The organism is Bifidobacterium bombi DSM 19703 (assembly GCF_000737845.1).
Classification (GTDB): domain Bacteria; phylum Actinomycetota; class Actinomycetes; order Actinomycetales; family Bifidobacteriaceae; genus Bifidobacterium; species Bifidobacterium bombi.
In genome coordinates this window covers 49,558-63,172 of record NZ_ATLK01000002.1, presented here as the reverse complement: position 1 = coordinate 63,172, position 13,615 = coordinate 49,558, and the positions used below count along the sequence as shown (strand labels likewise).

General features: G+C 53.4%; 12 protein-coding genes. 2 read left to right on the top strand and 10 right to left on the bottom strand.

What is annotated here, in order from left to right:
• Positions 1–127 precede the first annotated feature (127 nt).
• The 6 genes from BBOMB_RS06435 to BBOMB_RS06410 all read right to left on the bottom strand — a co-directional run bounded on the left by BBOMB_RS06435 (position 128) and on the right by BBOMB_RS06410 (position 6,036).
• Positions 128–1,567: an MFS transporter gene (locus BBOMB_RS06435; protein WP_044087641.1), complete on the bottom strand. Its 1,440-nt coding sequence runs from the start codon at positions 1,565–1,567 to the stop codon at positions 128–130.
• A gap of 45 nt (positions 1,568–1,612) precedes the next feature.
• Positions 1,613–2,536 carry a ribonucleoside hydrolase RihC gene (gene rihC / locus BBOMB_RS06430; protein ID WP_044087684.1) on the bottom strand — a complete coding sequence of 308 codons (924 nt, stop codon included), beginning with the start codon at positions 2,534–2,536 and terminating at the stop codon, positions 1,613–1,615.
• A gap of 339 nt (positions 2,537–2,875) precedes the next feature.
• Positions 2,876–3,694, bottom strand: coding sequence for an energy-coupling factor ABC transporter ATP-binding protein (locus tag BBOMB_RS06425; RefSeq protein ID WP_238549938.1), 819 nt, complete (start codon positions 3,692–3,694; stop codon positions 2,876–2,878).
• Entirely contained in the window at positions 3,688–4,536 is an 849-nt protein-coding gene (locus tag BBOMB_RS06420) for an energy-coupling factor ABC transporter ATP-binding protein (protein WP_044087643.1), read from the bottom strand. The genes BBOMB_RS06425 and BBOMB_RS06420 overlap by 7 nt, the downstream gene beginning before the upstream one ends.
• Positions 4,533–5,354 carry an energy-coupling factor transporter transmembrane component T gene (locus tag BBOMB_RS06415; RefSeq protein WP_044087644.1) on the bottom strand — a complete coding sequence of 274 codons (822 nt, stop codon included), beginning with the start codon at positions 5,352–5,354 and terminating at the stop codon, positions 4,533–4,535. Before BBOMB_RS06415 ends, BBOMB_RS06420 begins: the two co-directional genes overlap by 4 nt.
• 1 nt (position 5,355) lies before the next feature.
• Positions 5,356–6,036, bottom strand: coding sequence for an ECF transporter S component (locus tag BBOMB_RS06410; RefSeq protein WP_044087645.1), 681 nt, complete (start codon positions 6,034–6,036; stop codon positions 5,356–5,358).
• A 340-nt stretch (positions 6,037–6,376) separates the two neighbouring features.
• On the opposite strand from BBOMB_RS06410, the gene BBOMB_RS06405 reads away from it, so the two are divergent.
• Complete coding sequence (locus BBOMB_RS06405; RefSeq protein ID WP_044087646.1) at positions 6,377–7,351, top strand: ribokinase; 975 nt, start codon at positions 6,377–6,379, stop codon at positions 7,349–7,351.
• A 257-nt stretch (positions 7,352–7,608) separates the two neighbouring features.
• Here BBOMB_RS06405 and rbsD read toward each other — a convergent pair whose 3' ends face one another.
• The 4 genes from rbsD to BBOMB_RS06385 form a co-directional block, all read right to left on the bottom strand.
• Positions 7,609–8,004 (bottom strand): D-ribose pyranase, encoded by a 396-nt coding sequence (gene rbsD, locus BBOMB_RS06400; protein ID WP_044087647.1) that lies wholly within the window; start codon positions 8,002–8,004, stop codon positions 7,609–7,611.
• 160 nt (positions 8,005–8,164) lie between these two features.
• Positions 8,165–9,118: a substrate-binding domain-containing protein gene (locus BBOMB_RS06395; RefSeq protein ID WP_044087648.1), complete on the bottom strand. Its 954-nt coding sequence runs from the start codon at positions 9,116–9,118 to the stop codon at positions 8,165–8,167.
• Positions 9,119–9,211: 93 nt separating this feature from the next.
• Positions 9,212–10,180 carry an ABC transporter permease gene (locus tag BBOMB_RS06390; protein ID WP_044087686.1) on the bottom strand — a complete coding sequence of 323 codons (969 nt, stop codon included), beginning with the start codon at positions 10,178–10,180 and terminating at the stop codon, positions 9,212–9,214.
• Positions 10,181–10,203: 23 nt separating this feature from the next.
• Positions 10,204–11,796 carry a sugar ABC transporter ATP-binding protein gene (locus BBOMB_RS06385; protein WP_081867428.1) on the bottom strand — a complete coding sequence of 531 codons (1,593 nt, stop codon included), beginning with the start codon at positions 11,794–11,796 and terminating at the stop codon, positions 10,204–10,206.
• Positions 11,797–12,483: 687 nt separating this feature from the next.
• On the opposite strand from BBOMB_RS06385, the gene BBOMB_RS06380 reads away from it, so the two are divergent.
• A complete protein-coding gene (locus BBOMB_RS06380; protein WP_044087649.1) occupies positions 12,484–13,611 on the top strand; it encodes a LacI family DNA-binding transcriptional regulator in 1,128 nt (375 codons plus the stop codon).
• The last annotated feature ends 4 nt before the right edge of the window (positions 13,612–13,615 follow it).

The window sequence follows — 13,615 nt, the reverse complement described above, 5'->3', positions numbered from 1 at the left end:
GCCGATGCGTCCCCACTGGAATCCGGATACGCAAATGGGGGCGGGTTCCAACGAACCTCGCCCCCGCAATCGAACTGTCCGAACCGCTCAAGACTATGAAGCCCGAGCAGCGGCGGAAGAGTTCTATCTAGTCCTCAGGCGCACGCGAATGAGAGTAGATCATCTTCATGGAGAACAGGAAGATCACCAATGCGACGAGGATGACGACGCCGCCGATCATGAACACATTGGCATACGTCGAAGCGAGCCCCTGTTCCGTGCCGGCCAGGCTGCCGGAGCCCAACGCCCCGTTCGCCATCACCTGTCCGAAGAGGGCAACGCCGATGGAACCGGTGATGGCCTGGATGAGGTCGTTGAAGCCGAGCACTCGCCCGGATTCCTCCGCTTCAACCGTCAACGTGGCGGTATCGACGATAGGTTGGTAGAAGAAAGACGTACCGAAGTAATACAGGCACGGAGCCACGGCGAGCGCCCAGACCTTGCCTGCCGGAATGAGGAAGGCCAGAAGGATCAGGCCGCCGCCCATGCAGGTAAGCGCGAGAATGATCGATGCCTTGCGGCCGATGCGCTGGATGATTGGACCTGCGACGAAACCCATCACCGCAGCGAGAATGATGGACCACACCAAGAGGTTCGATACTTTCGATGAATCGATATGATACACGTTCAGACCGATGTTGTTCACGCCCGCGTTGAGGGTGTAGCTGAAGAAGTAGCCCACGAAGATGACGATCATGGTCATATCGAACGCCGGGTTCTTGAACAGCTCAGGGGTGACAAACGGATTCTTCGCCTTGAAGATGTACACCACGAACGCCACGAGGGAGACGACGGAGGCGATGCCCCAGCCCCAGCTGATGTCGGTGAAGAACATGGTGACGCAGGCCGCGAACAGACCGATGAGCACGAAGCCGGCGATGTCGATCTTCGCCCCCTCGGCGTGCTCATCGGGAAGGTTCTTGGCAAGGAACGGCAGAAGGAAGACCGCGAGGATGCCGATGGCGAAGAGCCAGCGCCAATCCAGAAGCGTCATGTAGCCGGCGAGGAACACACCCAAGGCGGCGGCGAAACGGAAGACCGCCACGAACACGCCGTACCAGATCACACGCTTCCTCTTTTCCACGTACTTGGAGACAAGCACCAGGAAGATGGAGCCGGAGACCTGCCAACCCGCCGATTGCAGCACGCGCGCGGCGATGACGAGCCAGATGTTCAGCGTACCGAAGCAACCCAGGATGGATCCGAGGATGAATACGACGGTACCTATCAGCATCATCTTCTTGAGCGAGACGAAATCACCCAACGACCCATAGATGACGCAGACAATACCGAGCACGATGCCCGGCAGGGAGGTGATCAGCGGCGCAAGGTTCTTCTGTCCCAGCTGGTCACCGATGTTGACATAGATCATGCCGAAGGCCTGCTGTTGCAGGACGCCCATCGTAAAGATGACGAGCACGATCGGAATCGCGACCCTGACCATCTTGTTCATACGCGCGAATTCCGGCGTGCCTTCTTCAGGCACGGGAATGCCGTTATGCTTTTCTTTGACTGAGGCATCAGCCATTGTTTTTCCTTTCTTTTTGTTGGAAATTTAGGAAATCCGGAAAGCTCAGTGGCGGCGCGCCTTGAGGACGCGCTCGACGTAGTGTTCGCGGAACGCATCCACGTCCACGTCCACGCAGACTTTGGCATTGACCGCTTGTCCAAGGATGCCGTCGAAATCGACGACGGTGGCGCCCATGGTGATCGGGCTGGAGACCTCGACGTCCACGAAGGCGTCGCGCACTTCGAAGAGTTCGGGTTCCAGCAGGAACATGGCGGCCGAAGGGTCGTACATCTTCACTCCATCCTCGATATGCCCGCCGTCGTATGAACGGAAAAGGTCGCTGACCATGCGGCCGACTTCGCCGCCATCACCCATGCGGTCGAGGTCCTCGACGGTCAAACGCGCCTTGCGGCCGATGTCAAGACCCACCATCGTCACCGGAATGCCGGAACGGAAGACCATCTTGGCCGCATGGGGATCGACGGAGATGTTGAACTCTCCATAAACACCGATGTTGCCGCGCTCCGTAGAGCCTCCCATCATGATGATTTCGGCGATATGGCTCTTGACCTCCGGGAAGGTGGCCAGAAGCAGGGCGATGTTCGTCAGCGGTCCGATGGTTAGAAGCGTGACGGGCTCGTCGCTTTCCATGAGCACCTTGCGCTCAGCAAGCACCGCGTTGTCGTCCAGAAGCAGGGACTGGTCGGCTTCTGGGAACTCGAACGAGCCCATGCCGGACTTGCCGTGCGCCTCCGTGGCGAACTGGTTGTCGCGCAGCAGCGGAGCCTGGGCGCCGCGGGCCACCGGAATCCGGGAGCCGAGGAAAGTCAGCAACTTCAACGCATTGCGCGTGGTGTGCCCGATGCCGACGTTGCCCGAGACCGAGGCAATGAGTCTGACATCGAATTCAGGGTTATTGAAAAGAATCGCGATTGCCGCGGCATCATCGATGCCCGGATCGGTGTCAATAATCAGCGGTCGTGTCATGGTGGTGTTCTCCTTTTTGTTCACTTTGACCGGAAAGCCTGGAGTTGATTCGCGACTTTCCTCAGTCGTGTACGGCACATACAAACGAAGCGGCGATTCTGCCTGGAATGTTTCCCTTGGGACCAGACCGTTCGCCGCGTCGATAGATCCGAATCCCGAACGCGAAAAGCAATCATGCGGCATCTCGCGCATGGCGAGGCGCCGCCGCAGCCCGAGACATGGCGGCAAGGCGCACCGGTCTTCCCTGGTATGACGTAGCTGATCCTTGCAGGCCGATCCGACGAGCGCATGAAACGTTGCGCTCCCGTCGGCACTGAACTCCTATATGTCCTCAAGGCTTCATACCTCGCTTTCTTTTTGCCGCTTCACAGCATCCATAAGCCCCTCCACCGTGAACACGGTCTCTTTCAGCCCGGCGGCCCGACCCACCTTGGTGATGGGAGGAGGCGCAACGAAGGAACGCCGGAGCACATCCGGTTGCGAAAACACCTCGTCCACGTCTCCGTCCACAAGCACGTTCCCCTGGTTCATCACCACCACGCGTCGAAAGTTGCGCGTGACGAATTTCATATCATGGGAGATGGTGATGCAAAGTCGATTCTGTCGAGCCAACGTCTTGATGATCTGCTCCAGCCGTCGGTTGCCGGCCATATCCTGGCCGCAGGTGGGTTCGTCAAAGACCACGATGCCCGGCTCCATCATGAGCACGGCGCCTATGGTGCAGAATTTTTTCTCCGTGGCCGTCAGATCGAAAGGATGGACATCCAACTTGTCATCCAATCCCACAAGCCCCGATATCCGCTCCAAGCGGTCCGCTATGACGCGTTCGTCCAACCCCATCTGCAAGGGTCCGAACTCCAATTCCTTACGCACGGTCTCCAGAAACAGCTGGTCATCGGGATTCTGGAAAACATAACCTACCGTTCCCGCCCAACGCGCGGTGGAACGTTCGTTGACGTCGACTCCGTTGATCAGCACGTTTCCGCTGGTCGGTCTCAATATGCCATTGAAATGCTTGACAAGTGTGGTCTTCCCCGCGCCATTCTGGCCTATGATGGCCACCGGATCGTTGCCTTGCAGCGATAGGTTCACGCCTTTGAGCGCACGATGCCCGCTTCCGTACCGATATTCGAGATTCCGTGTTTCAACGCTCAGCATAGTGCCTCCCTGGTTGCATCGATTGCGCCGCTTTGCGTTACATCGGGTTTGTGCCCGCTCATGCCGGCCTCGTAAAGTGACCGCGTGATCTTAAGGAAATCAGGGGCCTCAACGCCATGCACGTCAAGATCGGCAGCGGAAAAGACCTCCTGCGGCGTCCCCAGGGCCGCGACCTTGCCCCGGTCAAGCACCATCACCTTATCCGCGTGCTCCGCAACGCGCTCCATGTCGTGGTCGACCATGACGATGGTGACGCCACGCTCGTTCAATCGCCTGACAATGTCGAAGATCTCCTCACCGCCCATAGGGTCGAGCTGTGTGGTGCACTCGTCGAGGACCAGGATTTCAGGCTGCATGATGAAGGTCGAACCAAACGCGACGCGCTGGACCTGACCGCCTGATAGTTCAGCCGGGTTGCGGTCCAGAATATCGTCGATGCGCATCATTCGCGCCACATCTTGCACACGACGCTCCATCTCCTCATAGGCGATCCCACGATTGCCCAAACTGTAGGCCAACTCCTCGGCAACCGTTCCAGCGGTGTAGGAAAGCTGGTTGAAGGGGTTCTGAAACACCAACCCTATGGTTTCCGAAAGCTGGGCGACTGTGGATTGCCGCATCGACTTGCCTTCGACCAGGATGTCCCCACGGATCTTCCCAGAGAAATAATGCGGCACCAAACCGACGAAGGCGTTGCACAACGTGGACTTTCCAGCGCCGTTAGCCCCGATGATGCAGAAGAAGTCGCCCTTCATGATTTCAAAATTCACGTTCTTCAGTGCTCTTGCATCGGCGCCTTGGTATTCAAACGAAAAATTCCTCACGGCAATCGACGCGCTCATCTCGAACCCCCGATCAGTACCGGCAAGGGGATGATCCCACAATGCCACATCACGCTCAAGACGGCCACCATGATCAGAAAGAGCAACAGGCCGCAGCCTACGACGAAATCAGCACGTCTGGCGTGCACCTGGACATAGCTGGTCCGACGCACGCCGTCGATGCCGAAACCCCGGGTCTCCAACGTCATGCCACGCTCCTGGGCGTCGGTGAGCGATGAAAGGACCACCGGACCAAGAATCGGTATATAGGCCTTGAGCCTGGCGACCAGTCCTCCCTGCGTATCAAGACCCCGGGCGTTCTGCGCCTGCTGGATGACGGCGAGGCGCAACTGCATCTGCGGAACCACATTGAGGCTTGCCAGTATAAGATAGCCGATTTTGGAGCTTACCCCCACCTGGGTGAGCGCAGCGACAAGGCGGCCTGCATACGTCGTTTTGTTCATCAGGTAAAAGGACCCTAAAAACACGAGCAAAGTCGTCACAAGCTTGGCTGCATGCTCGATCCCCTCCAACCCGAACCGTACGAATCCCCAGTCAGCGATAATGGTGACGTTGCGCGAACTGTAGCCACCCTGGATGAAAAGAAGCATGACGGCGACCGGCACGCCGAAGCCCAATATGAGCTTCATGAAGGGATGGCCGAGTTTGGACAAAAAAGCCACGACGACGAGCACAAGCACCAATGCCGCGCCTAAAGTAAAATCAGGCCAGAGCAAAGCACTAAGGCCCAATGCCAGCACCGCCACTATCTTCGTGATCGGATGCATGCGCTCCAAAGGAGTACCCAGCGAATGAAATGAATTAAGTGCGTGCGCCATGTCACCTCCCTACGAATTCCACCGGTTCGCTGTCATCATCATCTTCGTCCACATCGCTGAACCGTACCGGCCCCGCTTCCTTCACAGAACCCATCGCATATTGGCTGAGAAAACGCTGCGGAACACCGGAGACGATGAGGTAGGCGATAAGGACCGTAATGCCTTTATCCACAAGATTTTCAACCAACGATGACGACAGGACCGAAATCATGATGTCCTTCACCGCCACCAGCAGCGTGGCGGTGAGCACCGAGGTTCCGTTCAGCCCCGTGGAACCTCCATAGACGAATACGGTGACGGCGGAGGCAGCGACGGTATTGACCAGGGCGAGCGCAAGCCAGATGAGAACCACGCCCCACGTTTTGCGCATGAGTCCCGCCTTGACCATGTAGCCCACCACCAGTCCGCACAGCACACTGGCCAAGGCGTATGGAAGATACACGGGATTGGCCACAAGCGCCAAGAACATATTGGTCAGCAACCCGCACAACGCGGAGACCCAAGGCCCAGAAAGGCACGCGATGATGACGGTTCCAATCATGTCCATGAACAAAGGCAGCTTAAGCGTAGAGCATAACGTTCCACCGATAAGGTTGATTCCCACGGCGATGGGAATCAACACCAATGACTTCGTGGAAAACTGAGCCTTGATGGATTGCCAGAAGGGATGCTGGTATGCCATTTCTCCCCACCTTCGATTTGCGTTGCACATATGCCTTTGACTTCCAGGGGTAAACCACCCAATCACTGAAAGCACCGGCCTCTTCCCCCGAGAAACCAGGCGCTTCTCATCACGCAGACGATAAAACGTTAAATCATTGCAACCCCCCATGATAAAGAGTCACGGCATCGTTGTCAAAACAGCTAAATTTTTTGAAAATGTCTAGTGCGTCACGTATAAAACAACAGAATTCATATGGAAACTGATCCGGAACACACAAACACCTAGCGATAAAACGTTTCATCATGATATGATAGGTTCGTATTGCTTTGTGGTTTTTACACGATGAAAAGAGGCCATCTTGGACGAAATCATTTCGCTGATAGACAGCATCAACGGAGCTGTCGGTGTCGTCGGTTCAATGAACGCTGATTACACCGTGACCACGCCCCGTCTGCCCGAACCCGGAGAAACCGTCACGGGCGGCCAACTTGAGATACTCCCTGGCGGCAAGTCCGGAAACCAAGCCGCCGCCGCCGCGCGCATCGGTGCGAAAGCCACCATCTTCGGAGCCGTGGGGGACGATTCAAACGCGGATTTCCTCATTGGCAAATTAGCTGAAGCGGGAGTCGACACGAGTCATATCAGGCACGTGGCAGGCGCCAGTGGCACCACCGTCATCACCGTTGACGACCACGGCGAAAACACCATCGTCTATTCCCCCGGCTCCAATGCTCAGGTCGACGTGGCCTACCTGGAAACGCAAAAGGATGCCCTCCTGGCCTCATCGGTTTTGGGACTGTGCCTCGAAAGCCCCATAGAGACCGTGACCGCTGCGGCGAAATTGTGCCACAACGCGGGAATCAAGGTGCTGCTTAACGACTCACCGTTCCAGGCCGAACTTCCGCAGGAGCTCATCGATTATTGCGACATACTGCTAATCAACGAACATGAGATGGCGCAGCTGCTCGCCATCCATGAACCCGAAAACGGCGATTGGCTTAGCGCAGACTGGCGGCATATCGCTGCCGCCATGAACGAATTCGGCTTCCGAGAGGCCATCGTCACACTGGGAGGCTCCGGATCGATGGTGTTGTCCGGCGACAAGTCCGTCAAACACATCGAAGCCGCAAAGGTGCCTGCAAAGGACACGACAGGATGCGGGGACGCCTTCATGGGTACGGTGCTCGCGGGCTTGGCTTCAGGGTTACCCCTGCAGGACTGCACGGCTTTGGCATCCTATGTGGCTGGCTACGCTGCAACCAATTATGGCGCGCAGGCATCCTACGGCAACTCCGAACAGATTCGCAAGTACTTCATCACCACAAAGCAGTAGGAAGTAATGACGGCCTGAAAAAGCCATTACCACTTCTTATCAGGCCGTCGACTACTCGATAGAAGTGGTCACAGTCAATGTAACGTAAAGTCAAACTGTCATAGTCATACATAACTCTGCTTCGCAGACATATGTTAGCGTGTTTTCTGTCTCGCAAAATCGGTTCAAAGGAAACGCTATCTGCTAATACAAAAACCGGTGCAGAACACGTTAGAATAAACACGTGATTCTGCACCTGTAACACAGCATCGAAGTTTTTAGAACGGAACCCCACATCTAAAAATCACATTCGCAAATGAAGTGGTCTCGCCTGATCTGATGACGAATTTGGCGTTATGAACCAAATCTTTGAGGCCACCCTCACCATCATGAGGAACATACTGCAGAGGGACATCAAACCTCTTTCGAACCCATTCCTCCGCCTGACCGCCTCGAGCCTCTTCCGCCATAGTTCCAGCTTCTAAAATAAGCTCAGGCTTAAGGGCATCAAGTACATCCTCAAAACGCGGTATCCCAAACATCAAAGCCAAATCAACCACTTCAATGTCGTGAGGCACAGGGAGCCCACAATCTGAGACGACGAACAAATCTTTATGACGCAGACCAGCCAACGCTGAAGCCAATTGCGAATTTAATATTCCATGTGTAAGCATACTGTTCCTTAGTCCAATTCATACCGCGAGGTCAAAGGGAGCGACCAGAACGGACAGAAACCAAGAAATTTATGTTCAGACTTGACATTACCGTCTCTGAATTCCATAATTCCTTACCATCCCGGCCACAACTCCTTAATTGCTAGTCACTCATTGCTAATCACTTAAAATCAGCCACATTCTCTTTGGTCACCGTCTTCACGGCAATCGGCTGAGTAGATGCGACCTTACCGCCCTTAATCAGTTTTGCTGCGGCATCCACGGCACGCTTGCCAAGTTCTTTCGGCTGCTGAGCGATGGTACCCGACATTTTCCCTGACTTCACCATTTTGATTCCATCCGCGGTTCCGTCAAAGCCGACCACTTTGACATCAGATCCAGCTTTTGCCCCCAACGCCTGCACAGCGCCAAGCGCCATTTCATCGTTTTCCGCATAGATTCCAGCAACATTGGAATTGGATTGCATCAGATTCGTCGTAACATCCAAAGCTGCTGATCTATCGAACTTCGCAGTCTGCTCTGCAGCCACAGTAATACCGGGGAATTTTTTAATTTCATCTTTAAAACCTTTGCCACGATCACGAGTCGAAGCAGCTCCAGGCATACCTTGCAAAATCAGAATCTTACCTTTTTCTCCAATCGCCTTCGCCAAAGCATCAGCAGCTTGGGCCCCACCGGCAACGTTATCCGAAGCGATGTGACTGGTTACTTTCTCACCCGTCACTGAACGGTCCACTGAAATCACAGGCAAATTCGCAGAAAGAAGAGGTGCTACCGCAGGGCCGGCAGCATCTGAATCCACAGGATTGATGATGACTGCCTTTACTCCCTGCGACTGCGCGTTTTGCGCCTGATTTTGCTGAGTGGCCGAATCATTCTGTGCATCGGACACCACAAGATCCACACCCAACTTCTTCGCTTCATTTTTAGCTCCATCACGCAAATCAACGAAGAACGGATTATTGAGTGTTGAAACCAGCAAGGCTACTTTGCCACCTCCCGCATTAGACGTGGATGAACCAGCACCGCACGCCGTTGCGCCGGCCAACAGGGTTCCCGCGCAAACAATTGCAGCTACCGAACGCAAACTTTTCCTTACACTATTGCTTAACATAAGAACTTTCCTTTTCTAAATGAATTTCCTTAAAAATGTCATGGCTGAAACCAAAGCACAATCGGTCATGACGGTTGCAATAATCAACCCTGATCAGTGCGCATCCTCCTTTCGACGCAAGGTATCGAAACTGACCGCGAAAGCAATGACCAAACCAATAACGACTTGCTGCCAGAAAGAAGATACGTTAAGGATGTTCAAACCATTACGAATTACGGCAAGAAGTATGGCCCCGACGAACGTGCCCGAAATTCTACCTTTACCTCCTGCTAGCGAAGCACCTCCGATGACAACCGACGCAATGGCATCCATCTCGTATCCGGTACCCGCCTCAGGCTGGGCTGAATGAAGGCGGCCCGCGATGACAAGTCCTGCCACCGCAGCAAAGATACCGGAAAGAATGAAAACAGTAATCTGTGTCTTATGAACACTGATACCGGATAAACGCGACGCTTCCATGTTGCCCCCGACCGCATACATGGAGCGGCCGATGCTGGTATAGTTCAGAATCACTGCCGCGATGATTCCCATGATGATCATCGTAACAATCGGAATCGGAACTCCCATGATGGTACTGCCAAAGAAGTTGACCAAGCCAGACGTTGAGATAGGACGGCCGTCGGAAATTACCAACGTCAAACCACGCGCAACAGACATCATCGCCAACGTCGCAATGAAGGAAGGCAACTTCAGATATGCATTGGCCATTCCAGAAAGCGCACCGAAGAATGCACCCGCAAGCAGACCGATAATAATGGTCGACCACGCCGGCAGCCCCATATTGGCTCCCGTATATGCGACAATCATGCTGGAAATTGCCGCTGTGGCACCAACGGACAAATCAATCCCCGCAGAGACGATGACAAATGTTTGCCCAAACGCCAGAATAGCCGTCGTCGCAGCCTGTATACCTACGTTGAGGATATTAGCACCCGTAAGAAAAGCGGGAGCACAAATCGCCAATACGATGCACAGAACAATGAGACCTATGAGGGCACCATTGCGGGCTACGAAGTGCTTGATTGTTTGCCCGGCGTCAAATGTTTTGTTATTAACTTCCATTGTTGAACCCTTAGTTTGTATGCTCATTGCAGTACTCCTTCACGATTATCTTCATAGGTATTTTGTAAGGAATCGGATGTAAGCCCCTTTGGTGGAATATCAGCAGAATTCGAATGGGAATCAACCGAATCGGAATCTTGCATATGCGAAACTGCAAGCGACATTACACTCTCTTGTGTCGCTTCGGAAACAGGCATATCCCCAGATATCCTTCCTCCGCTCATGACCAGAACTCTGTCAGACATGCCCAGCACTTCAGGTAAATCCGACGATGCCATCAATACAGCACCACCATGAGCCGTAATCTCATTAATGAGCTCATATATCTCAACACGAGCCCCGACGTCAACGCCTCGGGTGGGCTCATCCAGTAAAAGAACCTTCACGTGAGCCATGGTCCACTTCCCGAATACAACCTTCTGCTGATTACCCCCAGACAGTGAACCGACAGACTGATTGATGTCCGACATATGAATGTTGAGTTTCCTAGACGTCTCCCCCTCGTTATTCCGTTGCAACGAGCGATTGACGAAGCCGAATTTCGCCGTGGGGATCATCGTCGCCATGCCGAGATTGTCAGCTACGGAAGCGCCCAAGACCAAGCCTTGCGTATGACGATCTTCAGGAACCAATCCAACACCCGCCGCGATGCTCTGCGGAATCGAGTTCTTTGCAACCCTGGTTCCATCGACGGTAACCTCACCTGAGTCATATGAATCGGCACCAAAAATTGCGCGAAGCACCTCAGTGCGGCCTGCACCCACCAGTCCGGCCAATCCAACAACTTCACCGGCATGAACCTCGAATGATACATCTTCAATCGCGCCCGCGCGATTAAGTGAATCCACCTTAAGCAGTACACGGCCACGTTCGGCAGCTTTTCGAGGGTATTGGTTCGTTATATTACGACCAACCATGAGCTTGACTAGTTCCGACTCCGGAGTAGAAGCAGGAACCGTGTCGATATACTGCCCATCACGAAGCACAGTAACCACATCCCCTACCTTCGGAATTTCATCTAAATGATGCGAAATGAACACCATACCTACGTTCTTGGCCTTTAACTGACCGATGATGGAGAAAAGCTGTTGACACTCATTTTGAGTCAACGCGGCGGTGGGCTCATCAAGAATAAGAATCGAGGCATTTTGCATCAAGGCCTTAGCAATTTCGACCATCTGTTGACGTGCAACTCCTAATTCCTTCATTGGCTTGGAAACATCTTCATCCAACCCAATCATTTTGAGGGCTTCAATGGCCTTGCTTCTCATGGTTGAGCGATCCACGAAACCTGCCTTCGTAGGTAGGTTGCCAAGAAAAAGATTCTCCATTATAGACAACTCGCCCACCATGTTGAGTTCTTGGTGAATTACAGCTATACCCAACCTGCGGGCCGCATCCACATTGGGAATGGTGACTTCTTCGCCATCGATTTCAATATGCCCTTCATCCGGTTGGTAGATGCCGCTCATCATTTTGATTACTGTTGATTTTCCAGCACCGTTCTCACCCAACAATACATGAACTTTGCCGGGGTCAACGGTGACCGAAACATTATCAACTACCTTGGAATTGCCGAAAATCTTCGACACTCCAACAAGAGACAATCTTGTCATCGCAACTCATCTTCCTTTCCTACATTTACTTTGATCAATCAACAGTTCCTAACACCTCAGTCAGGCATTACAGTCGACCGAATCAAAAGTGACTGCACAAACATTGGAAATCGACTTCTGATGGCATTGGCGCCTCCTTTGGTCACCCTCACAACATATGCTTCTTTACAAATTTTCAAGGCATTACATTCTCTTTGTACGCTTGATAAATTCATGATAAATCGTATTATCAATCTTGTCAAACTCCTTTTTTCTTTGTTGTGTCCCTTAATGAATTCTCTAGATTCTCGGTAAATCGTTTTATTATTGTCGTATTATTTGCTTTTGACAATATTTATATTTTCCAGTAAAGGATTGCATAAGGCACAATTAACTGAAATGCGAACCAATTAGGTTCCTGGCACCGACTCATACGCCTCAGCAATGGCGATTGCAGATATCGGAATCATCATTACCGTCGCCCATAACGAAAACCGGTCCCTTAGAATGCACCATGCAAGAAGTTACAAGCCTTCAGTAAAGCAACAATCACTGATAATCATGCAGGCAAATACCGGTTCGTCTCCTAACATGGCTCAACAATATGTGCCAAGGCATTCACTGCGCCATTTCACCTTGTTTCTGTCGTGTTATCATAGACGCAGATAAATGCGGCCACACACTATGCGATGAGGAATACGGTTATCGATGAAACACAGGACTACGTTAAAGGACATCGCACACGAAGCCAAGGTCTCCGTCACGTCCGTTTCCTTAGTGCTTAACGGCCGCCCCACCCGCATAACGGAGGGTAAGCGACAGCTTATCCTCGATACGGCCAGGCGATTGAACTATGTGGCAAACCAGACCGCACGCAGCTTGGTGACCAACCGGTCGATGCTTTTGGCGCTTCTGGTGCCGGATATTGAAAACATGTTTTTCGCTTCACTCGCCAAGGCGCTGGAGGACGTCAGTCGTGCCGAAGGATACTCCCTGATTATCGCGAATTCAGACGATTCACAGGACAATGAGCTGACGTTATTACACCAGTTCGAAGCCCGGGCGATCGATGGCCTCTACCTCATCCCCTCGGCCCAATCCGTGGAGCAATCGGACAATCTTCGCAAGGCGGTGGAGTCATTAGGCTTTCCGACAGTGCTCACAGACCGTAAGGTCGGTGGCAAATGGTGCGATTCCGTACGATCGGATAACTTCGCCGGGGGAAGGATAGCCGCACAGACTCTGATTTCCAGTGGACATACCCGCATTGCATGCATCTGCCAGACCTTGGCCGTACCGACTGGGCAAAGGGATATCGGACACGACCCTCTCAACGATAAGGAACTGCGCCGGCGCAACCACGGGTCTCGCCACATGCAGAGCTTCGACGCACGTCGGGAAGGCTTCCTGACCGGCCTGAACGAAGCCGGTCTGTCGCTTGATCCCACCTTGGACTGCTTCGGAAACTACAGGTTCTCCGGAGGCTATAACGTCGCCGACCACATCATAGATGCGGGCGCCACCGCCGTGTTCTGCGCAAACGACTTGATGGCGATGGGCTTCATGCAGCGCATGAGTGAGCGCGGATTGAACTGCCCTGAGGATTGCTCGGTCATCGGCTACGACAACGTGGTAAGCCGCTACGGGCTTGGTGCCCAACTGACGACTCTGGACCAAAACATCAATGCCTTGACAAGTGCCTGCCATTCCATGATGATGGGCAGATTAAGCCAAGATACCTCACAACAGGCTTGGCTCACCGACCCACAGGAACGTCTCATCAAACCGGAGCTTGTCAAGCTCGGTACCGTTGGGCATCCCGCCGCCTCACGCTAGCCGG